General features: G+C 72.1%; 33 protein-coding genes and 1 pseudogene. 14 read left to right on the top strand and 20 right to left on the bottom strand.

The features are described from left to right. The first annotated feature begins 69 nt into the window (after positions 1-69). Together EUA06_RS15345 and EUA06_RS15340 are read left to right on the top strand one after the other, a co-directional pair. Positions 70-672 carry a LysE/ArgO family amino acid transporter gene (locus EUA06_RS15345; RefSeq protein WP_242498178.1) on the top strand — a complete coding sequence of 201 codons (603 nt, stop codon included), beginning with the start codon at positions 70-72 and terminating at the stop codon, positions 670-672. Between the two features lie 127 nt (positions 673-799). Beyond that, positions 800-1213, top strand: a complete 414-nt coding sequence (locus EUA06_RS15340) for a DUF1801 domain-containing protein (RefSeq protein WP_129477360.1) — start codon at positions 800-802, stop codon at positions 1211-1213. A 2-nt stretch (positions 1214-1215) separates the two neighbouring features. Here the strand turns inward: EUA06_RS15340 and EUA06_RS22505 are convergent, their stop codons facing one another. Next, positions 1216-1392 (bottom strand): hypothetical protein, encoded by a 177-nt coding sequence (locus tag EUA06_RS22505; RefSeq protein ID WP_165354411.1) that lies wholly within the window; start codon positions 1390-1392, stop codon positions 1216-1218. 39 nt (positions 1393-1431) lie between these two features. Between EUA06_RS22505 and EUA06_RS15335 the strand changes: the two genes are divergently transcribed. Then, positions 1432-2064 carry a hypothetical protein gene (locus EUA06_RS15335; RefSeq protein ID WP_129477358.1) on the top strand — a complete coding sequence of 211 codons (633 nt, stop codon included), beginning with the start codon at positions 1432-1434 and terminating at the stop codon, positions 2062-2064. Here the strand turns inward: EUA06_RS15335 and EUA06_RS15330 are convergent. Next, the gene (locus tag EUA06_RS15330; RefSeq protein WP_129477356.1) at positions 2054-3019 is read right to left on the bottom strand and encodes a helix-turn-helix transcriptional regulator; all 966 of its coding nucleotides are present in this window, start codon (positions 3017-3019) and stop codon (positions 2054-2056) included. The genes EUA06_RS15335 and EUA06_RS15330 overlap by 11 nt on opposite strands. A gap of 161 nt (positions 3020-3180) precedes the next feature. Between EUA06_RS15330 and EUA06_RS15325 the strand changes: the two genes are divergently transcribed. Then, positions 3181-3873, top strand: coding sequence for an alpha/beta fold hydrolase (locus EUA06_RS15325; protein ID WP_129477354.1), 693 nt, complete (start codon positions 3181-3183; stop codon positions 3871-3873). Here EUA06_RS15325 and EUA06_RS15320 read toward each other — a convergent pair. Next, positions 3870-4835, bottom strand: coding sequence for a serine/threonine-protein kinase (locus tag EUA06_RS15320; RefSeq protein WP_207208378.1), 966 nt, complete (start codon positions 4833-4835; stop codon positions 3870-3872). The genes EUA06_RS15325 and EUA06_RS15320 overlap by 4 nt on opposite strands. A 188-nt stretch (positions 4836-5023) precedes the next feature. Here EUA06_RS15320 and EUA06_RS15315 point away from each other — a divergent pair, with 188 nt between their 5' ends. The 5 genes from EUA06_RS15315 to EUA06_RS15295 are packed head-to-tail and all read left to right on the top strand — an operon-like array spanning position 5024 to position 9980. Then, positions 5024-5398, top strand: coding sequence for an ArsR/SmtB family transcription factor (locus EUA06_RS15315; RefSeq protein WP_129477351.1), 375 nt, complete (start codon positions 5024-5026; stop codon positions 5396-5398). A gap of 5 nt (positions 5399-5403) precedes the next feature. Further along, positions 5404-5892, top strand: a complete 489-nt coding sequence (locus tag EUA06_RS15310) for an SRPBCC family protein (protein ID WP_129477349.1) — start codon at positions 5404-5406, stop codon at positions 5890-5892. 27 nt (positions 5893-5919) lie between these two features. Then, positions 5920-6414 (top strand): dihydrofolate reductase family protein, encoded by a 495-nt coding sequence (locus EUA06_RS15305; protein WP_129477347.1) that lies wholly within the window; start codon positions 5920-5922, stop codon positions 6412-6414. A 47-nt stretch (positions 6415-6461) separates the two neighbouring features. After that, positions 6462-8300, top strand: a complete 1839-nt coding sequence (locus tag EUA06_RS15300) for a Na+/H+ antiporter (RefSeq protein ID WP_129477345.1) — start codon at positions 6462-6464, stop codon at positions 8298-8300. An 18-nt stretch (positions 8301-8318) separates the two neighbouring features. Then, a complete protein-coding gene (locus tag EUA06_RS15295; protein ID WP_129477343.1) occupies positions 8319-9980 on the top strand; it encodes an NAD(P)/FAD-dependent oxidoreductase in 1662 nt (553 codons plus the stop codon). A gap of 166 nt (positions 9981-10146) precedes the next feature. Here EUA06_RS15295 and EUA06_RS15290 read toward each other — a convergent pair whose 3' ends face one another. After that, positions 10147-10524 carry a DUF1304 domain-containing protein gene (locus EUA06_RS15290; protein ID WP_129477341.1) on the bottom strand — a complete coding sequence of 126 codons (378 nt, stop codon included), beginning with the start codon at positions 10522-10524 and terminating at the stop codon, positions 10147-10149. A gap of 106 nt (positions 10525-10630) precedes the next feature. Between EUA06_RS15290 and EUA06_RS15285 the strand changes: the two genes are divergently transcribed. Beyond that, complete coding sequence (locus tag EUA06_RS15285; RefSeq protein WP_129477340.1) at positions 10631-10852, top strand: hypothetical protein; 222 nt, start codon at positions 10631-10633, stop codon at positions 10850-10852. A 1-nt stretch (position 10853) separates the two neighbouring features. Here the strand turns inward: EUA06_RS15285 and EUA06_RS15280 are convergent, their stop codons facing one another. Together EUA06_RS15280 and EUA06_RS15275 are read right to left on the bottom strand one after the other, a co-directional pair. Then, entirely contained in the window at positions 10854-11075 is a 222-nt protein-coding gene (locus EUA06_RS15280; RefSeq protein WP_129477339.1) for a hypothetical protein, read from the bottom strand. Positions 11076-11101: 26 nt separating this feature from the next. Continuing rightward, positions 11102-11701 (bottom strand): mycothiol transferase, encoded by a 600-nt coding sequence (locus EUA06_RS15275; RefSeq protein WP_129477337.1) that lies wholly within the window; start codon positions 11699-11701, stop codon positions 11102-11104. A gap of 93 nt (positions 11702-11794) precedes the next feature. Here EUA06_RS15275 and EUA06_RS15270 point away from each other — a divergent pair, with 93 nt between their 5' ends. After that, on the top strand, positions 11795-12886 hold the full coding sequence (locus EUA06_RS15270) for a beta propeller repeat protein (protein WP_207208377.1): 1092 nt from the start codon (positions 11795-11797) through the stop codon (positions 12884-12886). A gap of 248 nt (positions 12887-13134) precedes the next feature. Here the strand turns inward: EUA06_RS15270 and EUA06_RS15265 are convergent, their stop codons facing one another. Continuing rightward, the gene (locus EUA06_RS15265; protein WP_129477335.1) at positions 13135-13428 is read right to left on the bottom strand and encodes a putative quinol monooxygenase; all 294 of its coding nucleotides are present in this window, start codon (positions 13426-13428) and stop codon (positions 13135-13137) included. A gap of 100 nt (positions 13429-13528) precedes the next feature. Between EUA06_RS15265 and EUA06_RS15260 the strand changes: the two genes are divergently transcribed. Then, positions 13529-13840 carry a hypothetical protein gene (locus EUA06_RS15260; protein ID WP_242498177.1) on the top strand — a complete coding sequence of 104 codons (312 nt, stop codon included), beginning with the start codon at positions 13529-13531 and terminating at the stop codon, positions 13838-13840. A gap of 3 nt (positions 13841-13843) precedes the next feature. Here EUA06_RS15260 and EUA06_RS15255 read toward each other — a convergent pair whose 3' ends face one another. Next, positions 13844-14080 (bottom strand): DUF1059 domain-containing protein, encoded by a 237-nt coding sequence (locus EUA06_RS15255; RefSeq protein ID WP_129477332.1) that lies wholly within the window; start codon positions 14078-14080, stop codon positions 13844-13846. A gap of 20 nt (positions 14081-14100) precedes the next feature. Then, positions 14101-14976, bottom strand: coding sequence for a sigma-70 family RNA polymerase sigma factor (locus EUA06_RS15250; RefSeq protein ID WP_129477330.1), 876 nt, complete (start codon positions 14974-14976; stop codon positions 14101-14103). A 99-nt stretch (positions 14977-15075) separates the two neighbouring features. Here EUA06_RS15250 and EUA06_RS15245 point away from each other — a divergent pair, with 99 nt between their 5' ends. Further along, positions 15076-16176 carry an alpha/beta hydrolase family protein gene (locus EUA06_RS15245; RefSeq protein WP_242498176.1) on the top strand — a complete coding sequence of 367 codons (1101 nt, stop codon included), beginning with the start codon at positions 15076-15078 and terminating at the stop codon, positions 16174-16176. Between the two features lie 9 nt (positions 16177-16185). Here the strand turns inward: EUA06_RS15245 and EUA06_RS15240 are convergent, their stop codons facing one another. The 3 genes from EUA06_RS15240 to EUA06_RS15230 all read right to left on the bottom strand — a co-directional run bounded on the left by EUA06_RS15240 (position 16186) and on the right by EUA06_RS15230 (position 19255). Then, positions 16186-17604, bottom strand: a complete 1419-nt coding sequence (locus EUA06_RS15240) for an MFS transporter (RefSeq protein WP_129477328.1) — start codon at positions 17602-17604, stop codon at positions 16186-16188. 37 nt (positions 17605-17641) lie between these two features. Beyond that, positions 17642-18586: a homocysteine S-methyltransferase family protein gene (locus EUA06_RS15235; protein ID WP_129477326.1), complete on the bottom strand. Its 945-nt coding sequence runs from the start codon at positions 18584-18586 to the stop codon at positions 17642-17644. Positions 18587-18652: 66 nt separating this feature from the next. Then, on the bottom strand, positions 18653-19255 hold the full coding sequence (locus EUA06_RS15230; protein WP_129477324.1) for a DinB family protein: 603 nt from the start codon (positions 19253-19255) through the stop codon (positions 18653-18655). 46 nt (positions 19256-19301) lie between these two features. Here EUA06_RS15230 and EUA06_RS23405 point away from each other — a divergent pair. Then, positions 19302-19712 (top strand): annotated as a pseudogene (locus EUA06_RS23405) (MOSC domain-containing protein); the annotation flags it as partial. Positions 19713-19809: 97 nt separating this feature from the next. Here EUA06_RS23405 and EUA06_RS15220 read toward each other — a convergent pair. From EUA06_RS15220 to EUA06_RS15185, 8 genes are all read right to left on the bottom strand, one after another. Then, a complete protein-coding gene (locus EUA06_RS15220) occupies positions 19810-20169 on the bottom strand; it encodes a bleomycin resistance protein (RefSeq protein WP_129477322.1) in 360 nt (119 codons plus the stop codon). Positions 20170-20178: 9 nt separating this feature from the next. After that, on the bottom strand, positions 20179-20649 hold the full coding sequence (locus EUA06_RS15215) for a hemerythrin domain-containing protein (RefSeq protein WP_129477320.1): 471 nt from the start codon (positions 20647-20649) through the stop codon (positions 20179-20181). Positions 20650-20734: 85 nt separating this feature from the next. After that, complete coding sequence (katG, locus tag EUA06_RS15210) at positions 20735-23014, bottom strand: catalase/peroxidase HPI (RefSeq protein WP_129477318.1); 2280 nt, start codon at positions 23012-23014, stop codon at positions 20735-20737. Between the two features lie 11 nt (positions 23015-23025). Beyond that, on the bottom strand, positions 23026-23484 hold the full coding sequence (locus EUA06_RS15205) for a Fur family transcriptional regulator (RefSeq protein ID WP_129477316.1): 459 nt from the start codon (positions 23482-23484) through the stop codon (positions 23026-23028). 145 nt (positions 23485-23629) lie between these two features. Continuing rightward, positions 23630-24184 carry a GNAT family N-acetyltransferase gene (locus EUA06_RS15200; protein ID WP_129477315.1) on the bottom strand — a complete coding sequence of 185 codons (555 nt, stop codon included), beginning with the start codon at positions 24182-24184 and terminating at the stop codon, positions 23630-23632. A 26-nt stretch (positions 24185-24210) separates the two neighbouring features. Continuing rightward, the gene (locus tag EUA06_RS15195) at positions 24211-24831 is read right to left on the bottom strand and encodes a maleylpyruvate isomerase family mycothiol-dependent enzyme (RefSeq protein ID WP_129477313.1); all 621 of its coding nucleotides are present in this window, start codon (positions 24829-24831) and stop codon (positions 24211-24213) included. Beyond that, positions 24828-25793 carry an SDR family NAD(P)-dependent oxidoreductase gene (locus tag EUA06_RS15190; RefSeq protein ID WP_207208376.1) on the bottom strand — a complete coding sequence of 322 codons (966 nt, stop codon included), beginning with the start codon at positions 25791-25793 and terminating at the stop codon, positions 24828-24830. The genes EUA06_RS15195 and EUA06_RS15190 overlap by 4 nt, the downstream gene beginning before the upstream one ends. A 7-nt stretch (positions 25794-25800) precedes the next feature. Further along, entirely contained in the window at positions 25801-26670 is an 870-nt protein-coding gene (locus tag EUA06_RS15185; protein ID WP_129477311.1) for an aldo/keto reductase, read from the bottom strand. Positions 26671-26679 lie beyond the last annotated feature (9 nt).

The following is a 26679-nucleotide window of genomic DNA, read 5'->3' as shown; positions in this document are numbered from 1 at the left end:
AGACCCCCAGCCGACCCTGACATCTGTCAGGGCCGCCTCGGGGTCCGGGCCACCTCTACATTGACCCTCGTGGGAGACATCGCCGCCGGGCTGCTGACGGGCCTCTCCCTCATCGTCGCGATCGGCGCGCAGAACGCGTTCGTCCTCCGCCAGGGCCTGCGCCGCAGCCACGTCGCCCTCGTGGTCGCGATCTGCGCGCTGTCCGACGTGGTGCTCATCATCGCCGGCGTCGCGGGCATCGGTGTGGTGGTCGACCGCGCACCCTGGGCGGTCGAGGTGATCCGGTGGCTCGGCGTCGCGTTCCTGACGGCGTACGGCCTCATGTCGCTGCTGCGGGCCCGGCGTCCGCAGGCCCTCGCGGCCGGCGAGGGCGCCGTCGAGTCGCGCGGCGGAGTGGTCGCCAAGGCGGTCGCGCTGACGTGGCTCAACCCGCACGTCTACCTCGACACCGTGCTCCTGCTCGGCTCCATCGCCGGCACCCACGGAACGCCCGGTCGCTGGTGGTTCGCCCTGGGTGCGTGCGTCGCCAGCATCGCGTGGTTCTCGGGCCTGGCCTACGGTGCCCGCCTGGCCGCCCCGCGGCTCGCCGACCCCCGCGCCTGGCAGGTGCTCGACGTCCTCATCGGACTGGTGATGCTCGCGATCGCCGTGCGGCTGGCCGTCGGCGGCTGAGGTAGTCCAGTGGGTTCTGGTCGCCGGCCCGGGGTAGTCCAGTGACTTCTGGCCGCCATGAGGCCGTATTCACGACGGAAGGCCACTGGACTACCCCGGCGGGCGTCGGGAGGTGAGGATGGGCACCATGAGCGACCGGAAGACGAGACCGACAGCCACCTCTGTCGACGACGTCCTCGAGTCCGCCGCCGACCCACACAGGCGCGAGGACGCGCGTGAGGCGGTCGACCTCATCCGCGAGGTGACCGGTGCCGAGCCGGTGGTGTGGGGGCCCTCGATGATCGGCTTCGGCCGGTCGCCGTACACGACGGCGGACGGCAAGGAGCACGAGACGTTCGCGGTCGGGCTGGCGCCGCGCAAGGCCGCGCTGGTGATCTACGGGTTGACCTTCTACGGCTCCAACGACGACCTGCTCGAGCGGCTCGGCCCGCACACCGTCGGCAAGGGCTGCGTGAACGTGAAGAAGCTCGGGGCGCTCGATCGCGCGGTGTTCACCGAGCTGGTCCAGCGGGCCTGGCAGGAGAACCACCGGCCGACGTGAGCTCAGGCTCCCGGGTCGGCCTCGTGCCGCGCGACGGCCTCGTCGTGCCTCTGGTGGAGGCGGGTGCGGATCTCGCCGGCGTCGTAGTGGCGGCGGACGCGTTCGTCCCGGGCGACGGCGGCGCCGGTGGCGACACCGGCCAGGATCCCGGCGAGACCGAGCAGCTTCCACACGCGCATGGCCCAAGCGTAGCCACGATCTAGGGCAGACTTCCGGCCATGGCTCCGGTCCTGTCCCTCGACCAGGCGGTCGACCTCACCCGCAGCGGCGACATCTGGCTCTTCCGCGGTCGCCGCGCCCCCGACCGCGCGATCCGGGCGGTCACCAACTCGCCGGTCAACCACGTCGGGATGGCGGTCGTCGTCGACGACCTGCCGCCGCTGATCTTCCACGCCGAGCTCGGCAAGAAGCAGGAGGACGTGTGGACCGGCGCCCACCACCGCGGCGTGCAGCTCCACGACCTGCGCGAGGCGGTGTCGCGGTGGCAGACGGAGTACGACCAGGACGCCTGGTTGCGCCAGCTCGAGCCGGAGATCGGCCAGGCCGAGGAGGACGGCATGCTGCGCACGATCGCCCGCCTCGACGGCGTCTCGTTCCCCAGCATCGCCAAGCTCGGCGCCCGCTGGCTCCGCGGCCGCGACGCCTACGTCCCGCACCGCAAGCGCAGCCAGCGCGTCACCCCGGAGGCAGCGTTCTGCGCGGAGATCGTCGCGTCCTGCTACATCGAGATGGGCATCCTGCGCGACGACCGACGCGCCACCTGGTACGACCCCGGCACCTTCTGGAGCGGCGACTACCTCCCGATCTCCGAGGGCTGGAGCCTCGGCAAGGAGGTCTCGATCAGCCGCTGACCGGGTCGACGGCGCGGGTCAGTCGCTCGGCGACCGCCGCCACGGCCGCCTTCAGCTCGTCGCCGCCCACCACCGTGAACTGCAGCGGTACGCCGGCCAGCCACTCGCCGGCGTACGCCTCCGCGTTGCTCGTGGTGCCCACCAGCTCGCACCCGCCCTCGGGCCGCGCGCGCAGCTCTCCGAGCGTCGGCCGGATCCAGGGCCGCACCTCCTCCAGCGGCTGCTCGAAGGCGACGTGCGTCTCGTGCTCCCAGCCCTTGCCGAGGTTGGCCTCCAGCTCGGCCGCCGGGTCGAGGTCGGCCGGCACGTCGAAGGTGCCGTCGAGGAGCTCGACCGAGGTGATGCGGTCGACCCGGAAGGTGCGCAGCTCGGCGGCGTGGTGGGAGTGGCAGAGCAGGTACCACCGGCCGTAGCGCACCACCACCGACCACGGGTCGACCTCGAAGGTGCGCGCGTTGCCGGCGGCGGTCCGGTAGCCGAGGCGCACCTGCCGCTGCGCGGCGACCGCCTCCACCAGCTCCGACGTCATGTCGGCGTCGGGCTTGACCGGGAACCGCTCCGGCACCGCCTGCGCGGTCTCGCGCAGCGCTACCGCCTGCCGGGCGACGTTGCTCGGCAACACCCGCAGGATCTTGCCGAGCGCCGACCCGACCGGGTCGTCCGGGTCGGCGACCCGGTGCTGCGAGTCGAGGGCGGCCATCACCAGGCCGAGCGCCTCGGTCGCGGAGAAGACCAGCGGCGGCAGCCGCAGGCCGCGGCCCAGCGTGTAGCCGCCGTAGGGACCGCGGGTCGACTCCACCGGGATGTCGGCCTCGCGCAGGATCGCCACGTAGCGCCGCGCGGCGCGCTCGGTCACGCCGAGGCGCGACGCCAGCTCCGTCGCAGTGATGCCGGGCCGTCCCTGCAGGATGTCCAGCGCCCGCAGCGCCCGCGCGGTCGGGCTGATCTCGCTCATCCGGGGTCCCCGCGGCGTTGTCCGGGGGAGCGCAGCGGAGGAGGGGAAGGTCGTGGGGTGGTGCTCATCGGCACATCGTGGCACCGATACCGGACGTGGAGCGTCCGGAACCACTTCTAGGGTGGATGACGAGGGTCGACACCACCGAAGAAGGAGAACCCATGGACATCGTGCTCATCGCCGGACTCTGGCTCGACGGCTCGGCCTGGGACGACGTGCTCCCCGAGCTCGAGGCACTCGGCCACCGCGGCATCGCGGTGACGCTGCCCGGGCAGGGCGACGGCACCGCCTCGGCGACGTACGACGACCAGGCGGCGGCCGTGGTCGCAGCGGTCGACGCGGCCGAGGGCCAGCCCTTCGTCGTCGGTCACTCGGCCGCGTGCACGCTCGCGTGGGTGGCGGCCGACCAGCGACCCGACGGCGTCACCGGGGTCGCGCTGATCGGCGGGTTCCCGTCGACCGAGGGCGAGAAGTACGCCGACTTCTTCGAGCCCGTCGACGGGGCGATGCCCTTCCCGGGATGGGAGAAGTTCGAGGGTCCGGACTCCGACGACATGTCCGAGGAGCTCAAGGCCGACCTGCTCACCCGGATGATCCCGGTGCCGGTCGGGGTGACGCGGGGAGAGGTCCACTGGACGAGCGAGGCGCGTCACGACGTACCGCTCACGCTGATCTGCCCGGAGTTCAGCCCGGCCGAGGCGCAGGAGTGGATCGACGCCGGCGACGTGCCCGAGCTGGGGTCGGCGAACGCGCTCGAGCTGGCCGACATCGAGTCGGGCCACTGGCCGATGTTCACGCAGCCGAAGCCGCTGGCCGTGCTGATCGACGAGGCGACGAAGCGCGGACGCAGCTAGTCGAGCAGGTCCTCCGGGCGCCCCGCGACGGTCGGCGTGTCCGCCGGGGTCGCGAGCGGCGCGGGCTTGCGCAGGTTCATCGGCGTGACGGGCGTGGTCGGCAGGACGTAGTCGCTGGCCACGCCCGAGGCAAGGCCGAGGTCGAGGCCGGACAGCTCGGTGCCGGCCATGCCGAGCATGACCGCCACGGTGCGGGCGTTGGCCGGCCGCTTCTCGGGATCCTTCTCGAGGAGGGTCGCCACGACCGCGCGGAGCTCGGCCGGGACCTCCTCGGCGAGCGGCGGCGGCGGCTCGTTGACGTGCGACATCGCCGTGGCGATGGGGGTTCCCCGGTCGAAGGGCCGGATCCCGGTGAGCATCTCGTGCGCGACCACGCCGAGCGCGTAGAGGTCGCTCGCGCCGGTGGCCGTCGCTCCCATGGCCTGCTCCGGGCTGATGTAGTTGGGGGTGCCGAGCATCTCGCCGACACGCGTGTGACCGATCGAGTCCATGGCCCGGGCGATGCCGAAGTCGGTCAGCTTCACCACCCCGTCCTCGCGCAGGAGGATGTTGGCGGGCTTGACGTCGCGGTGGACGACGCCGGCCTCGTGGGCGAGACCCAGGGCGAGCGCGGCCTGCGCGAGGATCGAGCGCACGTTCTCCGCGTCGAGGACACCTTGGTCGCGGATGACCGCCGACAGCGGGAGACCCTCGATCAGCTCCATCACGAGGTAGGAGAGGTGGTCGTCCTCGCCGTAGTCGAAGACGGTCGTGATGTTGGGGTGCAGCAGGGCCGCGGAGTGCTGGGCCTCGTCGCGGAACCGCTTGGCGAAGATCTCCTCGTTGTCCGGGTCGGCCCGCATGATCTTGACCGCGACCTGGCGCTGCAGGACCTCGTCGAGGCCGCGCCACACGTCGGCCATGCCTCCGGAGGCGATGCGTTCCTCCAGCACGTAGCGGTCGCCGAGACGGAGACCTCCCACGAGTCTTTGCACGGTCGTGCCCCACTTCTCTTCGAGATCGTGGCACGAGCTCGCACCACCGCTGATCGTACGCCTGACGCGCAGGCTCCCACCCCTAGGAAGGCCCCAGTGCCCCGCTGTCGCGACCTCCATACGCGCCGTCGGATCACTCTTGACAACATACAACTGATTGGTTGTATGTTTGCCCCGTGAACGAGACCACGAGTGAGCGGGAGGACCAGGCGGACGCCTGGTTCCACGCGCTCGCCGACCGCACCCGACGCGACATCCTGCGTCGCGTGCTGGCTGGCGAGCACTCTGTCTCGGCCTTGGCGCGGAGCTACGACATGAGCTTCGCGGCCGTCCAGAAGCACGTCGCCGTGCTCGAGCGGGCGGGCCTCCTGACCAAGCGCCGGCAGGGCCGTGAGGCCCTCGCCAGCGGGGACGTCGAGGCGGTCCGGTCGGTGGGCGTGATGCTCACCGAGCTCGAGGCGCTGTGGCGTGGCCGCATCTCCCGGATGGACGCGCTCTTCGCCAGCGAGACCACTGAGAACAGCACCGACACCACCAACCAGAAGGATTGATCGACATGCCTGTCACCGACGTCCAGCACGACACCGACGCCCGCACCCTGACCATCACCGCCGACTTCGCCGCGCCGCTCGACCGGGTGTGGCAGGTGTACGCCGACCCGCGCCAGCTCGAGCGCGTGTGGGGTCCCCCCGGCTACCCCGCCACCTTCGTCGACCACGAGCTCACCCCGGGTGGCCGGATGAACTACTACATGACCAGCCCGGAGGGGGAGAAGTACTACGCCTACTGGGTCGTCGACACGGTCGAGGAGCCGACCGGCTTCACCTTCCGCGACGGCTTCGCGGCCGACGAGTCCTTCGCACCCAACCCGGAGATGCCGGAGTCCGCGCAGGACTACGCGTTCGCCGAGACCGACGGCGGCACCCGCGCCACGTTCGTCGCGACCTACGCCTCCGCCGACGACCTGCAGAAGGTGCTCGACATGGGCGCGGTGGAGGGTTCCACCCTCGCCATCAACCAGATCGACGACCTGGTCGCTTCCTGACAACACCTGCTGCGAGAGGACCCCACCATGCGCACCATCGTCGTCACCGAGTTCGTCACCCTCGACGGCATCGTCGACTCCCCCGGCGGTGGCGACCACCCCCACGGCGGCTGGAGCCTCAAGGACGTCGAGTTCGACGAGGCTGCCTACGACATCAAGGGGCGCGAGACCGAGCAGGCCTCGGCGCTGCCGAAGTACGTCGTCTCGACCACGCTCGACGGCGACACCGTGCCGTGGGGTGACAGCGAGGTGCACGTGCTCCACTCGCTCGACGACGTCGCCGCGCTGAAGGAGACCGACGGCGGCGAGATCCACGTGCGCGGCAGCCCGACCCTCGCCCAGGGGTTGGCCGCCGCCGGCCTGGTCGACCGCTACCACCTGCTCGTCTTCCCGGTCCTGCTCGGCAGCGGCAAGCGCCTCTTCGTCGACGGCACCGCCCTCGACAAGACCACGCTCGCGCTCACCGAGCACGCCGCCTACTCCAACGGGATCACCCTCCAGGTCTACGACGTCGTGCGCTGAGCGCGAACGCGCTGGCCTGAGGGTCGCGCAGGCGCGAGACTCACCCGGTGGAACTCGCTCTCCTGCTGGTCTCGATGGCCGCCGTCGTCCTCGCCGCCACCGCCATCAGCCCACGCCTGCACGTCCCGGCGCCGCTCCTCCTGATCGTCGTCGGCGCCGCAGCGTCCTACGTCCCGATGCTGCCCACCATCCACCTCGAGTCCGAGGTCGTGCTGCTGGGGCTGCTGCCGCCGCTCCTCTACTCCGCGGCGATCCAGACCTCGCTGGTGGACTTCAACGCCAACCGGGGCGCCATCCTGCGGCTCTCGGTGGTGCTCATCCTGGTCACGGCGCTGGCGGTCGCGGCGGTCGTCGAGTGGCTGGTGCCGGGTCTCGGCTGGGCCGCGGCCATCGCGATCGGCGCCGTCGTCGCGCCCCCCGACGCAGTGGCCGCGACCGCGGTGGCGAAACGGATCGGCCTGCCGCGTCGGGTGGTGACGATCCTCGAGGGCGAGTCGCTGCTCAACGACGCCACCGCCCTCGTCGCGCTGCGCACCGCCATCGCCTTCCTCGCCGGGAGCCTGACGGTCGTCGAGGTCGGCCTCGACTTCGTCCGCGCGGCCGGCGGCGGTGCTCTTGTGGGCTTCGCGTTCTTCCTGCTGATCGCCTGGCTCCGCAAGCGGATCACCGACCCGCTGCTGGACACCGGCATCTCGTTCCTCGTGCCGTTCGCCGCCTTCGTCGCGGCCGAGGAGATCCACGCCTCCGGCGTCATCTCGGTCGTGGTCGCCGGACTGCTGCTCGGCCACAAGGCGCCGATCATCCAGACCGCCCAGTCGCGGATCACCGAGCGGATCACGTGGCGGACGGTCGCCTTCATCCTGGAGAACACGGTCTTCCTGCTGATCGGCCTCCAGCTCGACTGGATCCTCGAGGACGTCAGCGAGTCGACGCTTCCCGGCAGCCGGATCGCGCTGGTCTGCCTGCTGACGCTGGTGACCGTGATCGTCGTCCGGGTCGTCTACATGCAGGCGACCTGGCTGCTGCGCCGCTCCAACCCGATCCCGCCCGCGTGGACCTTCCTCATCGGCTGGGCCGGCATGCGCGGCGTGGTGACCCTGGCCGCCGCGTTCGTCATCCCGGAGGAGACACCCCACCGCGAGGTGCTGCTGCTCGTCGCCTTCACGGTCGTGGCCGGCACGCTGCTCCTCCAGGGCCTGACCCTCCCGCTGCTCGCCCGCCTGCTCGACGTACCCGCCCCCGACCCGGCCGAGGACGCGCTCGCCCGGGCCGCGCTGCTCCAGCAGGCCGCGGACGCGGGGCTCGCCAAGCTCGACGAGCTGGAGTACGACGACCACCACGGCGTCTCGGACCAGATCCGGGCCCGCCTCGACCAGCGCTCGTTCGCCGCCTGGGAGCAGCTCGCCACGGCCGAGGACGCCGAGACGCCGTCGCAGCTCTACGCGCGCATCCGCGGCGAGATGATCGAGGCCGAGCGCGCCAAGGTCCTGCTGGTGCGCAGCAAGGGCAACATCCCCTCCGACGTGGTCAGCGGCGTGCTCGCGATGCTCGACATCGAGGAGTCGATGCTCGACGCCGCCGCCGAGGCGCCGGTACGCACGCGGATCGGGTCGATCGCCTTCACCGGCGGTCGGCAGTGCGACGACCTCGACGCGTTCCCAGCCGTCGACACGGTTCCCGACCCCGTCTGCGCGACCTGTCTGGCCGACGGCACCCCGTGGGTCTCGCTGCGCCAGTGCCTGACGTGCGGCCACGTCGGCTGCTGCGACTCCTCCATCGGCAAGCACGCGACCGCGCACTTCCACGAGACCCTCCACCCGGTGATGGAGTCGGCCCAGCCCGACGAGTCCTGGCGCTGGTGCTTCGTCCACAACCTCACCGGCTGAGAAGGAATGGATTTCGACATGGGAGCACCTGCGATCGTCATCGCGTCGGCGAACCACGGCGACGTGCTGGCCGAGGCCTTCGGCCGCTACGAGCGGGAGTACGACGTACGCCTCGTGCACGACGAGGTCACCGCGAAGCACACCGCCAAGGACCTGATGACGTCCGGGCACCAGGTCGCCCTCTTCGTGATCGACAGCGACCACGACCAGGAGAAGCTCTACGGCCTGATCGGCGGCACCCGCAAGGCCGTCCCGACGGCGCGGCGGCTGATCGTGTCGCACATCAGCCGGTTCCGGAAGGACAACGCCGACTTCCGCCACGCGGTCGCCGCGGGCAAGGTCGACGCACTGCTGCTGATGCCGCAGGGGCCGCGCGACGAGGAGTTCCACGGCGCGGTCGGCGAGATGCTCAACGAGTGGAACGCGACCGTCGCGACCCCGGTGGTCGAGAACGTCCGCATCATCACGCCGGAGAAGGACGCGCTGACGCGCGAGCTGCTCGACTACCTCGCCCGCGTCGGGTTGCCCGCGGGCGTGCACCACCCCGACAGCGAGATCGGCCGCGAGGTGATGGCGCGGTGCCCGCAGGACGAGGGCCGCTGGCCGGTCGTCTCCTCGCTCGTCGGCTGGTGCGGCCACTGCCCCGACGTGCGCTCGCTGGCCAACCAGCTCTACGGCCGTCCCGACGAGATCGACGTCGACGAGGTCGTCGACCTCGTGGTGGTCGGCGCAGGTCCGGCCGGTCTCGCGGCCAGCGTGTACGCCTCGAGCGAGGGCCTCTCGACGGTCTGCCTCGAGGCCGAGGCGATCGGCGGGCAGGCCGGCACCAGCTCGATGATCCGCAACTACCTGGGCTTCCCGCGCGGCATCTCGGGCATGCGGCTGGCCCAGCGGGCGCGCGGCCAGGCACTGCGCTTCGGCACCCGCTTCTTCACCGGCTGGCCGGCGACAGGGATCTCGCCGTGCGAGGACGGCGGCCACCACATCGTGCACACCGAGGGCGGCGACGTGCACACCCGCACCGTCCTGGTCGCGACCGGGGTGAACTACCGCCGGCTCGGGGTCGACTCGATCGAGGAGCTCGTCGGGCGCGGCGTCTACTACGGCGCCGCGATGGCGGCCGCGCGCGAGCTGGCCGGCGACCACATCGTCATCGTCGGCGGCGGCAACTCGGCCGGGCAGGCGGCGATCCACGCGGCCCGCTTCGCCAAGGAGGTCACGATCGTCGTCCGCCGTCCGGACCTGACGGCCACCATGTCGTCGTACCTCATCGACGAGATCGAGTGGAACCCCCGGATCACCGTGCGTGGCTCGGCGTGCGTCGTCGACGGCGGCGCGGACGACGTGGGGCACCTCGGGTGGCTGACCGTCGAGGACGTCACGACCGGCGAGCACGAGCGGGTCGACGCCCGCGGGCTCTTCCTGCTGCTCGGGGCGGCGCCGGAGTGCGGCTGGTTGCCCGACACGGTGCTGCGCGACGAGCGCGGCTTCGTGCTGACCGGGCGCGACATCCCGCGCGAGCAGTGGGACGAGGACGTGCCGCCGGAGGACCTCGCCACGACGGTGCCGGGCATCTTCTGCGGCGGGGACATCCGGTCGGGCTCGATGAAGCGGGTGGCGTCGGCGACCGGCGAGGGCGCGTCGGTCGTCTCGTCCGTGCACGCCTGGCTGGGGCAGTAGGGCGCGCCTGGATGAGCCGGTCGACGCCGTCGCGAGCGTCATCAGGCGGGTGTGATGGCAAGGCGGAGGGCCGAAGGCGGGCCGCTAGGCCCGTCGAGTGCTCGACAACGCAGCCAGCGCGCCCGCATGGTGGCGCGCAGCAGGCGAGAGACCGGTGAATCCAGGGTTAGAGCTGCAGGAGCAGGGACACCACGGCGAGCAGCGGGAACGTGCCCTGGGTGATCGCGGCGCGAGCCATCGAGCGGTCACGCGTGATCAGGACGAGCGCGGCGGACAGCATCGAGCCCGTGCCGGCCAGCGCCAGCGCCGTACCCACCTCGTGGTCCGTGCCGAGCAGGGCGAGGCCGATCAGGGTGATGACAGCGAGGAAGAGGTTGTAGAACCCCTGGTTGTAGGCCATCTCGCGGGTGGCCGCGGCGTCGGCCTCGGACGTGCGGAAGGTCTTGCGGGTCGCGGGCTCGGTCCAGCGGAAGGACTCGAGCACCCAGATGTAGACGTGGAGCGCTGCTGCCAGCAGCGAGAAGCCGACGGCGAGGATCGTCATGGCTCGCACACTAGGGCGTCCTACCCCTGCGAGGGTGGTACGTCGGTCGCGCCGGGGCCATGATCGGCGCGACGGCTACCCCGCCGCCATCGCCAAGGAGGTCCCCGTGGGACGACTGATCGGCATCCTGCTCGTGCTCTGGTTGATCATCGGAGCGTTCGCCGCCTACGAGCGCGGCTACTTCGAGGACGCAGAGACCAACTGCTCGGAGGCCACCGACATCGCGCTCAACGTCGTGGCCGGTCCGCTCAACTACACCGGGCTCAACCCCAAGGTGGGCTGCCCGGACGTCGACGTCGACGTCGACACCCCGGAGCCCTCCGAGTAGCTCAGCGGCCCCTGTTGCGCGGATGGTCCTTGGCCGTCCGCTCGTTGCCGCGCCGGTAGTTGCCGGTGACCCGCGCCATCAGCTCCTGGTCGTCGTCGTCCTCGACGTCGGCCAGGAAGCGGGCGGCCGCCGCACCACGCAGCACGGTGGCACGCCGGCCGTGGTGCGTGATGACCACCTCGCCGCCGCGGGTCTCGTAGTCGAAGCCTTCGGGTCCGGTCACGCGTTCAGCGTGTCAGCCCCGGACGGTCAGGACGACGGGTTTTCCAGCCAGGTCGGGACCCAGTCCTCGTCGGGGTCCTCGCCGACCCGGCCGTCGACGGCCTCCCTCAGCAGGTCGGCGTGGCCGGTGTGCCGGCTGTACTCCTCGATCAGGTCGACGAGCAGGCGACGCAGGCGCGGGTGGTTGCCGTTGCCGTCGTCGACGTGCGCGACCAGGTCGAGCCCGCCCTCGGCGAGGGCGTCCTCGATCCGCCGGGTGTTGCGGACGACGGCCTCGTCGAAGACGGCGTACGTCTCGGCGGCGGTGAAGTGGTCGGCCTCGAACTCCCACTCGTCGGTGTCGTCGTGGACGAGCGACTTCCACGGCTCGACGAGCTCCTCGCCGCGGAGCTTGGTCGTCAGGTAGTAGTCCTCGGCCAGCGCCAGGTGGCGCAGCAGTCCGCCGAGGGACAGCGACGACGACGGGATCCGGTGCGCCAGCCCCGCCTCGTCGAGACCGTCGGCCTTCCACCGCAGCGTCGCGCGCATCCGGCCGAGCGCACCTAGCAGATGCTCGGCCTCGGTGCCGTCGATGGGCGGCTCCCACGGCGGGGGGACCCAGGCATCGGTGTTCTCCTCAGTGGTCATGTCCGTGACGCTAGTGGCGGTTCCGGATGGTCGGCTTCCGGATCCTCCGCAGGGGTGCTGGACACCTTCCACATCCGGGTGGAGGCTGGCCGGATGCGACGACTCGGAGTCACCCTCATCCCCGCCCTTGCCCTGGCCCTCGCCCTTCCCGCGGCCGCGACCTCGGCTCCCGTGCGACAGCCGGACACGACCCCTGCGAAGCCCCACCCGTTCGACGACGACTGGACCGAGAAGGTCCTCGACGCCGACCAGAACTTCCGCGGCCTGGAGGCCGTGAGCAAGAAGGAGGCGTGGGTCACCGGCGAGAGCCTCACCGACGGCGGGCCCGCCACGGTGTTCCGCACCACCGACCGCGGGCAGACGTGGACCGACGTCAGCCCCGACGACACCGCCGGGCTGTCCTTCCGTGACGTCGAGGTCAACGGCAAGGTCGCCCACGTGCTGGCGATCGGCCCCGGTGAGGCCTCGCGCATCTACCGCTCCACCGACGGCGGCGAGTCGTGGACGATCGCCTTCCAGAACGAGGACGAGGCCGCGTTCTACGACTGCATGGCGTTCTACCCCGGCGGCCAGAAGGGTCTCGCGGTGAGCGACCCCGTCGACGGCAAGCTGCGGATCCTCGCGACCGACGACCGCGGCCGGACCTGGACCGTGCTGTCCAACGCCGGCATGCCCGCCTCGGCCGACGAGTACGGATTCGCGGCGAGCGGCGACTGCCTGGTCACGGCCGGCAAGGCGGCGTTCCTGATCACCGGTGGCGCGAAGTCCCGGGTGCTCCGCTCGGACGACCGCGGCCTCACCTGGACCGACGTCGAGTCCGGCATCCCCGAGGGCCCGGCTGCGGGTGGCTTCGCCGGCGCGTTCGCGTCTCCGCGCCGGGGGATCGCCGTCGGCGGCGACTTCGGCGAGAAGCCGGTCCTGGAGGACAACGTCGCCTACACCCGCGACGGCCGCACCTGGACCGGAGGCATCACGCTGACCCACGTCGGCGAGGACGTCACCTTCATCCGCGGCTGGAAGCTCGCTGTCGCGACCGGCGACTACCGCGGCTCGGTCGGCACCAGCCTGACCCGCGACGGCGGTGCCACCTGGACCCGCGTCAGCGACCTCGGCTACCACGTCGTCGACTGCGTCGCGAAGGTGTGCTGGGCCGCCGGCAGCAAGGGCCGCGTCGGCCGGGGCTGACGGCCTGCGACATCCGTCCCGCTCGCGGCGCCGAACTCCTGGTGTGAGCCAGCCCGACACGATGTTCGCCAGCAGCAGCGTCCCGCGCCACCTCGTGCGAGGTGCGATCGGCCTGCCGCTGATGGTGGCGGCGTTCGTGCTCATCCCCTGGGCCGGGCCGCTGGCTCTGCTGCTGATCGTTCCTGCGGCCGTGCTCCTGCGTGGCTGCCCGACGTGCTGGGCGCTCGGTCTGGCGCAGACCTGCGCGATCAGTCCACGGGCTTCAGCGGGTGGATCGCGACCTCGCCGCTGAGCGCACCGTCGGCGGCCGCGAAGGCCTCCGCGACGTGCGGCATCCCCATGTGCGCCTCGAGGGCCGCGGCGTCGGTCCACCGCTCCACGGTGACGAAGGTGCCCGGGGCGCTGCCCGACTCGAACAGCTCGTAGGCCAGGCACCCCTCCTCGGCGAGCGTTGCCGCGACCAGGGTCTTCAGGGCCTCCCTGATCGCGTCAGCGTGCTCGGGCTTGGCGGGGATGGTGGCGACGACCTGGAGATCACTCACGGTGCAGTCCTCTGGGGTGCTCGGGTGGCGTGGACGGGGGTGGTCAGTGTGCGCCCTGGCGGTCGGTCCTGACCATGGCCACGCTGGCTAGGCTCGTGTGGTGCCCGATCTGACGCGTGTCCCCACCGCTCCCCTGCTCGCCGGCGGCCTCGTCGGCGGGTTCGCCCTGGCCCAGCAGACCGGCGTACGTCCCCTCGGCGGAGCCGCCATGCTCGCCGCCAACGCCGTTGCGGCACGGCAGTGGTACGCCGTCGGCGGGGCGCCGCTGGCGGCGGGACTCACCGCGGGCTACTGGACGGCGATGGGCGTGTCCCACCCGCTCGCCAAGAAGGTCGGCACCTGGCCCTCGGTGCTCGGCGTGACCGCGGTCAGCGCGGGCGCGGCCTGGCTGCTGGCCGACCGCCGCCGCTGACGGTCAGTCCTCCGGGAGGTCGGCGAAGGCCTGCTTCATGTCGCGGTACCACCCGAGCGACTTCTTCGGGTGCCGCCAGCGGCCCTTCATCTCGTCGCGCGCCGACTGGTGGGCGGCGTCGCCCTCCTTCTCGGCCTGCTTGAGGTGCGCGTCCTGGGCGTTGATGACGTCGTCGTGGCTCTCCCCGCGGTGCGCGAGGTCGCAGGGGCCGCCGAGCTGGCGGCAGGTCATGGTCTTCATGGGTCCTCCTGGGGTTGGTGTCAGTCATCTGACGATCGGCGGGGACGCGGTGTGACCGGCTCGGCACCGGAGCGGCGTACGACCCGGGCGAGGACGTCGGGCGCGGCGCGGAAGGTGATGCCGGTGACCTGGCCGCCGTCGACCTCGAAGTCGAAGACCACCTTGGCCTCTCCCTTCAGGTACCAGGCGTAGTCGGGCCGGTCGCCGAGGAACACGGCGAGCGCCGCGTGCGCGCTGCCGTTGAAGAAGGCGGCGACCTCGTCGCGTCCCTCGATCGAGGCAGGGGTCCCGGCGAGCACCGCGGCCTCGTCGGCGCCGACGACGGCGTCGGGCGCGAGCAGCTGCAGCAACCGCTGGAAGTCACCGCCGCGAGCGGCGGCCATGAACGCGTCGACCACTTCCCAGTCGGCGAGCACGTCCTCGGCTGCCGGCTGGGCCACCTTGGCCCGGGCGCGCGAGGCGAGCTTGCGGGCCGCCGCCGGAGTGGTGTCGAGCACCGCGGCGATCGTGCCGAACTCGAAGCCGAAGCTGTCGTGCAGCACGAACGCCACTCGCTCGCGCGGCGAGAGCCGGTCGATCACGGCCTGCAGCGCGATGCCGACGGTGTCGGCGAGCGCGACGTCGTCGGCCGGGTCGGGAGCGGTGTCCGCGACCTCGACCTCCTCGTAGGGCACCGGTGTGCGCGCCCGCAGCCGGTCGAGGCAGAGCCGCGTGGTCACGGTGGTCAGCCAGGCGGGGAGGTTCTCGATCTCGGTCTGCCCCTCGCGCAGCGCCCGGTCCAGCCGCAACCAGGCCTGCTGCACCACGTCCTCGGCCTCGGCGTGGTCGCCGAGCACGCGGCTCGCGATGCCCAGCAGACGTGGCCGCTCCGCCTCGAAGATCTCCGTCTCGTCCATGTGCTCCACCCTCCCGCTGGTCATCATCGCAATCCCTTGACGCGTGGGGCGGCCGAGATGTGACCGCGACGGTCACCGGGTGTTCGGCACACTGGCTCCATGGACCGCCCCCGGCGTCGCGTCACCGCACTCCTGGCCAGCCTTCCCCTGCTCGCCGCCTGCTCGGCGACGTCGGAGGACTCGGATGCACCGGCTCCCGCGGAGTCCTCGCAGTCGGAGTCGCCCTCGGCCGACCCTGCGAGCCCGACGGACGAGCCCACCGCGGAACCGACGGAGGAGCCCACCGAGGAGGCGGCGCCTCCGCCTGACCCCGTCTCGATGGCTGCCCTGGCCGCTGCCGACCTCACCGGCGGCGACCTGCGGCTCGGCGCGGTCCGCGAGCGCACGCCCGCCTACACGTCGTACGACGTCACCTTCCGCTCGACCACCGCCGGCAGGGGGACGACGCCGCTGCGGATCAGCGGCGTCCTCAACGTGCCGACCGGGCGAGGACCCTTCCCGGCGGTCGTGCTGGCGCACGGCTACATCGACCCGGCCTACTACGTCCGCGGGCAGGGGATGACGCGCGAGCGCGGCTTCCTCGCCCAGCGGGGCTACGTCGCGCTGCACGTCGACTACCGCAACCACGCCGAGTCGACCGACGACCCGCGCATCGAGCAGGCGGTCCGGCTCGGCTACGCCGCGGACACGATCGCCGCGGCGCGCGCGTTGAGCGGTTCCGACGACGTACGCGTCGACCCCGACCGCATCGCGCTCTTCGGCCGCTCGATGGGTGGTGGCGTGATGATGAAGGCACTCGTCGCGGAGCCCGGGCTGTTCGCCGCGGGCGTCGGCTGGGCGTCGGTGTCGAGCCTGGAGGCGGAGAACTTCGCGCAGTTCCAGCGGCCCGACGCGCCGCTGGCCGAGCTGAAGGCCGGCTTCCGTGGCCGGCACGGCCTGCCCGGTGAGGACCCCGCCTTCTGGAAGGGCGTCTCGCCGCGCCCCGACTTCGCCGACATCACCGAGCCGGTGCTGATGGTGCACGGCCGCTTCGACGACACCTGCCCGCCGCCGTGGGCGCGCGCGACCCAGCGCGCGCTGACCGAGGCGGGCGTCGACGCGACCCTGGAGTGGTACGACGACGGGCACGCGTTCGGCCCGGCCTTGGTCGCGGCGATGGACCGCACGGTCCGCTTCCTGCGGGCCCGGATGCCCGCCTGACTGCAGCCGTCAGTCGACGGCGGCACCCTCGAGCTGCTGCGGTGGCGCGACGGCGTACGCCTTCGACAGTCGGCGGTAGGGCGCGGAGACGAGCGCGATCAGGACGGTGACGAGCATGATCGCGCCGGCCGCCATGAAGACGAGCGCGATGCCGCGCGCCTCGCCGCCGCCGACGAGCCAGCCCCAGGTCGAGCGGCCGTCGGCGGACTCCATGTAGGGGATCAGCCAGAACTCGGCGATCGGGCCGATCATGAAGGCGGCGATCGGGCTGGCGGCGAGCTCGACGCTCTGCGCGAACCCGAACACGCGCCCCTGCGTGCGGAACGGCACCACCCGCTGGAGGATCGTCTGCTCGGCAGACTCTGCCGCCGGGATGATCGCCATGAAGAGGAAGATGCCGAGGACGTAGAGCCAGGCCCACTCGCGCGCGGTGAAGGTCATCCCGAGGACCGCGATGCCGAGGTTGACCAGCAGCAGGGTGCGCACCGGGTTGGCGCCCAGGCCGAACTTGGCCACGAGCCCGCCACCCACCACGAAGCCCAGCCCGGTGACGCCGAGCACGAGGCCCCACGCCTCGACGCTGAAGAGCTCGAGGCCGTAGGGATCCATCAGCGCGATGTAGACCCCGCTGACGAGGTTGTTGAAGGTCGAGAACAGGATCAGCGCGACCAGGCCCGGCACCGCGCGGATCGCGAGGACCGCCCCGCGCACGTCGAACTTCGAGCCGCCCTCCTCCACCTCGGGCGTGAGCTCGGGGATGGTGAGCGGCATCAGGTGGAACAGCGAGGCGCCGGTGAGCGCGATCGCGATGGCGAGCGTCCAGCCCATGCCGAGCAGGCCGACGCTCAGCCCGCTGAAGACGCTGGTGATCATGAAGGCGACGCCCTGCACCGTGCCGACGAGACCGTTGGCCTTGTCGCGGCCGTCCTCCGGGACGAGCAGCGTCACGGTGGTCGACAGCGCGATGTTGCGCATGCTCTCCACGACGCTGCCGGCGAGGATGACCGCGGTGAACAGCCAGAACCACGGGCTCTCCCAGTCGGACAGCCGGCCCTCGCCGAGGAGCAGCCACAGCACGCCGGAGGACGCGTAGGTCACCAGCGTGATCGTCGACGACGCGATCATCACCTGCTTCTTGCGGTGGCGGTCGACGAGCGTGCCGAAGTAGGTGCCGAAGAGGGCGGTGAAGAGCATGAAGCCACCGCCGATGATGGCCGTCGCCATCACCGAGCGGGTCTCGAGGTAGGCCCAGAACGTCAGCGCGAACCAGAGGAAGCTCGACGTCACGTTGGCCACGAGGGTGTTGGCGAGCACCGCCCGGAAGGCGCGCACCGTCTCCGGTCCGCGGCTCACCCCCGGCGGGAGGTGGGCCTCGACCTGAGGAGCGGCGGGGTCCGCCGGGACCGGATCGACGTCGTCCAGGGGCATCGAGAAACCCTAGGACGGCCCACCGACAGCGCGCCTCCTACTTTCCGACCGGGGACCCCTCCGCCCACATCGCCGCGATGTGTCGGGAGTCGGTGCCGCAGCAGCCGCCGATGATCCGCACCGCGGGCAGCGCGGAGGCCAGTGCCCACGTGCGCGACGCGAGGTCGGGCAGGTCGCCCTCGTCGAGCTCCTCGGCCTCGTCGAGCTCGGCGTGGCTGAGTCGCGAGGAGTTCACCCGCAGGCCCGCGATGCGGGCCGCCCACGCGGCGTCACCGTCGATCCCGGGCGAGACGTGGTCGGGGTGCGCGCAGTTCACCAGCACGTGGGCGGCGCCGGACCCGGTCGCCGCATCGAGCTGCTCGATCGCATCGCCGAGCGCGGTGCCGTCGGGCAGCCGGCCGTCGGTCTCGACGGTGTAGGAGATCGCCACCGGCAGCCCGACGTCCTGGCCCGCCCGCACGATCCCGACCGCCTCGGCGACCGTCGTCAGGGTGTACGCCGACGCGAGGTCCGCGCCCGCCTCTGCGAAGGCGGCGAGCTGCGGCCGGTGGTAGTCGGCGTAGCGGTCCGCGTCGAGGTCGCCGGCGAGGTAGCCGTCGCCGCGCGGACCGACGGCCCCGACGACCAGCACCCGCTCAACCCCGTCGGGCACCGCGTCGGCGAGGCCGCGCAGGTGCGCGACCGCGTCCCGGTTGACCCGCTGCAGTGCGTCGACGTCGTACCCGAGCCGTGCACCCCAGTCGGTGTTCGCCCGCCAGGTCGGGGTCTCGAGGAGCAGCCCGGCACCGGCCCGCGCCGCCACGTCGGCGTACCCGCGGTAGTAGTCGTCGAGCGCCGCGCGGCCTTCGGCGGCGTCGAGCAGCGGGAAGGACGCGAAGTCGGGCAGGTCCAGCCCGCGGTGGAAGATCAGGTCGGTCTCGAGGCCGCCGTCGGTGACCCAGCCTCGGTCGGTCTCGGGCAGCTGCCAGGTGGATGCGTTCACGGGGGCTCCCTTCCGCGTCCCAGTGTCGTACGACGACGGGCGACGTGGCGGGCTGACTAGTCCGGGTCAGCCCGGAGGGAACGCCTCCGCGACCGCCGTCAGCCGCGCGGTGTACGCCGACCAGTCGAGGTGGGGCAGGTTGGTGGACGAGACGCCCATCCCGGCGGCGCCATCGATGCCCTCGCGGAGGATGTCGGCGTGGCCGGCGTGCCGGGTGGTGTCGGAGATGACGTGCACGATGATCCGCACCAGTGAGACGTCACGGTGGTCCTCGGGCCACCACGGGACGGCGCCGCGCGCGTCGAGCGGGAGGTCGGCGATCGTCGCGTCGCTGAACGCCCACACCTGCCGGTAGAGCTCCACGACGGCGGCGGCAGAGACGTCGGCCGGCACCCACCAGTCGGCCTGCGGGTCCGCGTCGGCGGCCTCGTCCCCCACCCGCAGTGGATGGTCCGGGTCGGGCCACTCCCGCCCGAAGGTCGGGCCGAAGTAGTCGATCTCCACGTTGGCGACGTGGCGCACGATGCCGAGCAGGTTGGTGCCCGTCGGCGTCCGCGGCAGCCGAAGGTCCCGCTCGCCGAGCCCCTCGAGCTTCCAGAGCAGCGCGTCCCGCGCCTCCTGGAGGTAGAGCTGCAGGGCGGCCTTGGCGTCGAGCAGGTGAGCGTCCATCCGTCGATCATGCTCGCGGAGGTGCTCTGGAGTCACCGGATATCCGGTGACCGCAACGGTTGTCGGCCGAGATCCGGGTCGACAAGCGTCGGACTGGGGTGCGAAGTACGGTCGCAGCGTGACAGCGCGCGTCGTCTCCATCCACATCGCGCCGGGATGCCGGTTGCCGACGAAGACGGTCGACTCCGTCGAGGCCGAGGCGGGCGTCGGCCTGGTCGGCGACCGCTACCACGGCACGAAGCACCGGCACGTCACCGTGCAGGCGCTCGACGACCTCGCCGTCGCCGAGGAGGCGCTCGGCCGTCCGATCGATCCCGGGCTGACGCGGCGCAACCTCACGCTCGACCACGGACCGATCCCGACGCGGCCCGGCGAGCGGATGCGCATCGGCGGCGTCGAGCTCGAGGTGGTGCGGATCGCCGCGCCCTGCCGGCTCCTCGACGACTGGCTCGGGCCCGGTGCCATGCAGGCGCTGAAGTCTCCGCGCGCGGCGGCACGGTCTTCCGGCTCCTCGGCTCGGGGACCATCCGGGTCGGCGACGAGGTCGTCGGCCCCTAGTTCTGGACGAGCCGCAGCAGCACGCCGTCGGCGTCGACGAGGTACCCGATCCGCATCCCGGAGTCCTCGACCCGCGGCGGGTGCAGGCGCGGCCACCCGCAGTGCGTCTCCGGCAGCCCGGCCGCCACGCAGGCGGCGTACAGCCCATCGAGGTCGTCGACCCGCAGGCAGCACCCGGCCGCGGTGGTGGCCGGGTCGTGGCCCGGGTCGGGGAAGAACTCCAGCATCAGCGAGCCGCGCTCGAGGATGAGCCAACCCGGACTGCTGTACGTCGTCGCGAAGCCGAGCGCGGCGTAGAACGCGGCCGTCGCGTCGAGGTCGCGGGAGGGCAGGTTGGGCGTCGCGCGGTCGCTCATGCGACCACGCTAGAGCGGGCCGTAGACCACGTCGACCGGGGCGTCGAGCTCGAGCCGGTCGAGGACGTCGAGCAGGGTGCGCTCCTCGAAGCCGAAGTGCGACTCCATGATCGCGGCGAGACCCTCGAGGTGCTGACCGAGCGCCTCGGGCGACGCCTTTCGAGCCACCGCCGACTGCAGGCCGGCCAGGAGCGTGCCGATCATCGCGTGGTCCTGCTCGAGCTTGCGCAGCTGCAGCGACAGGTCGGGGTGCTCGGCCTCGACCGCCGGGAACAGGAGCGCGTCCTCGCCACGGTGGTGCCCGTCGAGCGCGGAGCAGAAGCCGTGGCAGAACAGCAGCAGCTCGTGTCCTGGATCCGGCAGGTCGCGGCCGGACGCGACCGCCTCCTGCGACAGCCGCAGCGCACCGCGCAGCCGGTCGTGGACCGCGCGCATCTCTGCGCCCCAGGCCACCAGCCGTTCGGACTCGCCGTTGCTCATCGAGGCAGGAGCGTAGTGGACCCCGACGCGGCAGTGCGGTGATCTCGGTGCGGCTGGCGCACCGGGATCACCGCACTGGTCACGATCAGCCGCGCAGGTCGAACCTGTCGTTGTCCATGACCTGCGTCCACGCGCCCACGAAGTCCGCGACGAACTTCTCCTGGGCGTCCTCGCTGGCGTAGACCTCCGCCAGCGCGCGCAGCTGCGAGTTCGAGCCGAAGACCAGGTCGACGGCCGTCGCGGTCCAGCGCAGGTCGCCGCTGGCGACGTCACGGATCTCGTAGACGCCCTCCTCCGACTGCGACGCCTTCCACCGCGTGCCCGGGGACAGCAGGTTCGCGAAGAAGTCGTTGGTCAGCGTCCCGGCCCGCTCGGTGAGGACGCCGTGCGCTGCACCGCCGGCGTTGGCGCCGAGGGAGCGCAGGCCACCGACGAGGACGGTCATCTGCGGGGCCGAGAGGCCGAGCAGGTACGCCTTGTCGACCAGGAGCTTCTCGGGCTGGAGCTTCTCGCCGGGGCGCAGCCAGTTCCGGAACCCGTCAGCGCGGGGCTCGAGCCACCGCATCGAGTCGACGTCGGTCTGCTCCTGCGTCGCGTCGGTGCGGCCCGGGGTGAACGGGACGGTCACGTCGTGACCGGCGTCGCGCGCGGCCTTCTCGATCGCCGCGGCGCCGCCGAGGACGATCAGGTCGGCCAGCGAGACCCGCTTGCCGGACTGTCCGTTGTTGAACTCCTGCTGGACGCGCTCGATCGCACCGAGGGCGGTGTCGAGGTCCAGGTCGGCGTTCGCGGCCCAGCCGCGCTGCGGCTCCAGGCGGATGCGCGCACCGTTGGCACCACCGCGGCGGTCCGTACGACGGAAGGACGCGGCCGAGGCCCAGGCGAGCGAGACCAGCTGCGACACCGACAGGCCGGAGCCGAGCAGCTTCTCCTTGAGCGACGCGACGTCGGCGTCGTCGACGAGGTCGTGGTCGACCGCGGGCACCGGGTCCTGCCACAGCTGGGCCTCGGGGACGTAGGGACCGAGCAGGTGCGGGCCGACCGGGCCCATGTCGCGGTGCAGCAGCTTGTACCAGGCGCGGGCGAAGGCGTCGGCGAACTGGTCGGGGTTCTCCAGGAAGCGCCGCGAGATCTTCTCGTAGGCCGGGTCGAAGCGCAGCGCGAGGTCGGAGGTCAGCATCGTCGGGCGGTGCTTCTTCGACGGGTCGTGCGCGTCGGGGATGATCGCGTCGTCGGTCTTCGCGACCCACTGCTTGGCGCCGGCCGGGCTCTCGGTGAGCTCCCACTCGTAGCCGAACAGGATCTCGAAGTAGCGGTTGCTCCACTGCGTCGGCACGTCGGTCCAGGTGACCTCGAGGCCGGAGGTGATGGTGTCGCCGCCCTTGCCGGAGCCGTAGGAGCTGATCCAGCCCAGGCCCTGGTTCTCCAGCTCCGCGCCCTCGGGCTCGGGGCCGATGAGGTCGGGGTCGCCGTTGCCGTGGGTCTTGCCGAAGGTGTGGCCACCGGCGATCAGCGCGACGGTCTCCTCGTCGTTCATCGCCATCCGGGCGAAGGTCTCACGGATGTCGCGAGCCGACGCGACCGGGTCCGGGTTGCCGTTGGGGCCCTCGGGGTTGACGTAGATCAGGCCCATCTGGACCGCGCCGAGGCCCTCCGAGAGCTCACGCTCGTCGGCGTAGCGCTCGTCGCCGAGCCAGGTGTCCTCGGGACCCCAGAAGATCTCCTCCGGCTCCCACACGTCCTCGCGGCCGAAGGCGAAGCCGAAGGTCTCGAAGCCCATGTCCTCGAGCGCGACGTTGCCCGCGAGCACGAGGAGGTCGGCCCACGAGATCTTCTGGCCGTACTTCTGCTTCACCGGCCACAGCAGGCGGCGGGCCTTGTCGAGGTTCGCGTTGTCCGGCCACGAGTTGAGCGGGGCGAACCGCTGGCCGCCGTCGCCGGCACCGCCGCGGCCGTCCTGCACGCGGTAGGTGCCCGCGGAGTGCCAGCTCATCCGGATCATCAGGCCGCCGTAGTGACCGAAGTCGGCGGGCCACCAGTCCTGCGAGCTGCGCAGGGTCTGGGCGATGTCGCTCTTGAGCGCCTCGACGTCGAGCTGCGCGAACGCGTCGGCGTACGAGAAGTCGGTGCCCAGCGGGTTGCCCTTGGGCGAGTGGGCGTGCAGCACCGAGAGGTCGAGCTGGTTGGGCCACCAGTCCTGGTTGGTGTGCGGTCGCCCCTCCTTTGGCTGGGGCGAGTCGATGACCGGGTTCTCGCTCTCGCTGCCCTCCGCGGTCGCGGAGTCGTGCATCACCGGGCAGCCGGACTCGGCCTTGCGGTCCACGCCCTGCGGGCTGGTGGGCGTCGTGTCTTCCTGGTCGGACATTGGTGTCCCTCTCAGTTCTCGGTGGCAGTGGCAGTTGCTGGTGCAGTGGCGCAGGCGGGGCACAGGCCCCAGTAGGTGACCTCGGCCTCGTCGACGACGAAGCCGTGGGTGTCGGAGGCGTCGAGGCAGGGGCGTACGCCGACCGCGCAGTCGACGTCCGCGACCGTGCCGCACGAGCGGCACACGACGTGGTGGTGGTTGTCGCCGACGCGCAGCTCGTAGCGGGCGACCGAGCCGGCCGGCTGGATCCGCCGGACCAGCCCCGAGTCGCTCAGAACCCCGAGCACGTCGTAGACGGCCTGGTGCGAGACGGTCGGCTCCTCGGTGCGGACGGCCGCGAGGACGCTGCCGGTGTCGGCGTGCGGATGACGGCGTACGGCACGCAGGACGGCCAGGCGCGGCCGGGTGACCCGGAGGTCCGCGGCCCGCAGCAGCTGCTCGAAGTCAGCCTCGGCGTCGTGGTGGTCCATCCCTCGCCACTGTGCCGTCTTTACTTGAATCAGTCAAGTCTTTCAGCGGCCCCGTCGGGGTAGTCCAGTGGAGGATGGTCGTCGGAGGGGCCTTTCGACAGCCAGAACTCACTGGACTACCCCGGGCGGGGGCGGCAGCGACGACCTACGGCCGTGGCGGGAGGCCCGACCACTCGCGGGAGAGGAGCGCCCAGACCTCGAGGTCCTGGCGCTCCTCGCGCACGGGGAAGACCTCGCGGAGGGTGCCCTCGTGGGTGAACCCGAGGCGCTCGGCGACCCGTCGGCTGGCGAGGTTGCCGGGGGCGCACTTCCACTCGACCCGGTGGAGCCCGCGCTCGACGAAGGCCCAGTCGAGCATGGCCGCGACAGCGCGGGTGACGATCCCACGTCCGCGAGCGGAGGCGGCGAGGAAGACGCCTGCCTCCGCGATCCGTGAGCGGGAGTTGATGCTCGGGAAGAGGGTGCCGCCGACCAGCTCGTCGCCGACCCAAATGCCGAAGAGGCGACGGTTGCCCTCGCCGCGGCCCCGGGTGAAGCTGTCGATGAAGCCGCGGGCACCCTCGACGTCCTCGAAGCCCTCCCACGGCAGCCAGTCGTAGAAGTCGGCGCCGTGCGCGCGGAACAGCGCGGCGAGCTGCTCGGCATGCCAGGGCTCGAGGTCGGTCAGGCGGACGTCGTCATCGATCGGCAGGCTCAGCACCGCGCCACCCTAGGTCGCGATGCCACCTACCCGAGGGCAGACAGGCCGGGGCCGGCCAGGTCGGCCCGCGCCTCCGAGCGGCCGGAGACCGCGAGGAGGAGCGACACGGCCGGACCCGAGACCTCGGGCCCGTCACCGATGACCACGTCGGCGTCGGTGGCCCGGAGCCGTACGCCGGCGGCGCGCTCGCGACCGCCGCCGATCGACACCTTGGTGCGCACCTGGTGCTCGAGGGCGGGCACCACGGCGGCGAGCGGGTAGTCGTGCGCGATTCCGAGCGGGCGGCGTACGTCCTCGCCGTGCACGACCTCCTCGACCAGCCGCACCACCAGCGGCACGAACGGCGGGGCGTCGGTGTTGCCGGCGACCTCGCGCAGCCGACGCAGGGTGTACGCCGGTCCGTCGCCGAGCTCGCGCGCGGCGTCGGCCTGGTTCATCCGGTCGAAGTCGAAGCGTGCGCGGGCCATCGCGAGCACCAGCCCGGGGACGCTGATCGGGCTCGCGTTGCCCACGAGGTGCGCGGCGACGTCGTGGACGGTCCAGCCCGCGCAGAGCGACGGCGTGCGCCACTGCTCGTCGGACAGGGCGGACAGGTCGTCGACCAGGGCGTGGCGTTCGGCGTGGACGAGCGGCCAGACGTCCGTCATCCGCCGAGCCCCGCCGCGTCCTGCAGCCACGCCCACGCCTTCGCCCGCACGTCGCCGGACGGGCGCGTCGACGGCAGGAGCGAGGTCGGCCGCTCGACCCGGTCGTGCCAGAACCTCCCGGTCGGAGGGGCCGGCTCGACCGCCGCCAGCCAGACGCTGGTGTCGGCGCCCTGGGCGTCGTCGCGCAGCACCGGCCGGGTGATCGAGCGGAACCGCGGCAGCGACTCCTGCACACCCGGGGTGTCGGCCCAGCCGGGGTGCATCACCGCGACGGTGATCCCGTCGGGCGCCCAGCGCTCGCCGAGCAGCGGCGCCATCTCGACCTGCCAGCGCTTCGAGCGCGCGTAGGACGTCGTCGGCGAGTAGTCACCCTTGCGGTACTCCGGGTCGTCGGCGCGCAGCGGCTGGCCGTACATCCCGCCGCTGCTCACCAGCACCACCCGGCCGCCGGCCAGCGGACCACGCAGCGCCTCGGTCATCACGACGGGACCGAGCACGTGCACGGCCATGCTGAGCTCGTGGCCCTGCGGCGACTCCGCCCGCTCCGGCGGCATCGCGCCGGCGTTGTGCACGACCGCGTGGAGGCTCGGGACCTCGGCGGCGAAGTCGGCGGCGAAACGTCGTACGTCGTCGAGGTCTCCCACGTCGCAGCGCCAGAGCCTCAGCCCTGCTGCGGAACGCGAGGCGCTGATCTCGTCAAGGACCCTCGCCCCCTTGGCCTCGTCGCGCACCAGCATGTGCACGGTCGCCCCGAGGTCGACGAGGCCTTCGACGGTCGCGATGCCGAGTCCGGAGCTGGCGCCCGTCACGAGGACGTGCCGGTCCGCGAGCGAGCGCGGCAGGGGGTCCGCCGGCCACCCCGGGAGCGCGCGCCGCACCGCGAGGCCGATCGTCGTGTAGCCGAGGACCAGCGAGCGGTCCATCGCGGTGTCGACCGCGCGGGCGAGGAGCGGACGCGTCACAGGAGGCTCAGCTCGCGTCGAGGCGCGACAGCTCGTCGGCGGTCAGCTCGAGGTCCGCGGCAGCCGCGGAGTCGGTGATCGACGAGGGCCGCTTCGCGCCGGGGATCGGGATGACGACGGGAGACTGCGCGAGCTCCCAGGCGAGGGCGACCTGCTGGGCGCTGACGCCGCGGTCGGCCGCGATCTCGGCGAAGGCGGGGTGCTTCTCGGCGAGCTCCTTGGCGTCGGACAGGCCGCCGAGCGGGCTCCACGGGAGGAACGCCAGGCCGAGCTCGTCGCACACGTCGATCTCCGGCTTGGAGCTGCGGAAGGCCGGCGAGAACTGGTTCTGCACGCTCACGAGGGCATCGCCCAGCACGGCGTGTGCGTCGCGGATCTGCTGCGGGTCGGCGTTGGAGAGGCCGATGTGGGCGACCTTGCCGCTGTCGGCGATCTCCTTGAGCGTCCCGATCACGTCGTCGTAGGACACCTTCGGGTCGGGGCGGTGGTGCTGCCACAGCGAGATCTGGTCGACGCCGATCCGCTGGAGGCTCTCGTCGACGGCCTTCTTGAGGTGGGCCGCCGAGCTGTCGACCTCCCAGTTCCCGCCATCGGTGCGGACGTGGCCGCCCTTGGTCGCGAGCAGCACCTGGTCGCGCACGCCGAGCTCGTCGAGGATGGAGGCGATGAGGCGCTCGTTCGCGCCCTGCGCGTCGGCGCCCAGCTCGTCGCCGGGGCCGTAGGCGTCGGCGGAGTCGAACAGCGTCACGCCGGCGTCGAGGGCGGCGGTGACGGTGTCGAGGAGCTGCTGGCGCGGCTGCGTGCCGGTCTGGTCGAAGGTCATGAGGCCGAGCCCGATGGCGCCGACCTGCTGGTTTCCGAGGGTGCGAGTCTGCATGCCCACGAC

The organism is Nocardioides glacieisoli, from assembly GCF_004137245.1.
GTDB lineage: Bacteria > Actinomycetota > Actinomycetes > Propionibacteriales > Nocardioidaceae > Nocardioides > Nocardioides glacieisoli.
This window is presented reverse-complemented; position numbering and strand designations above follow the sequence as displayed.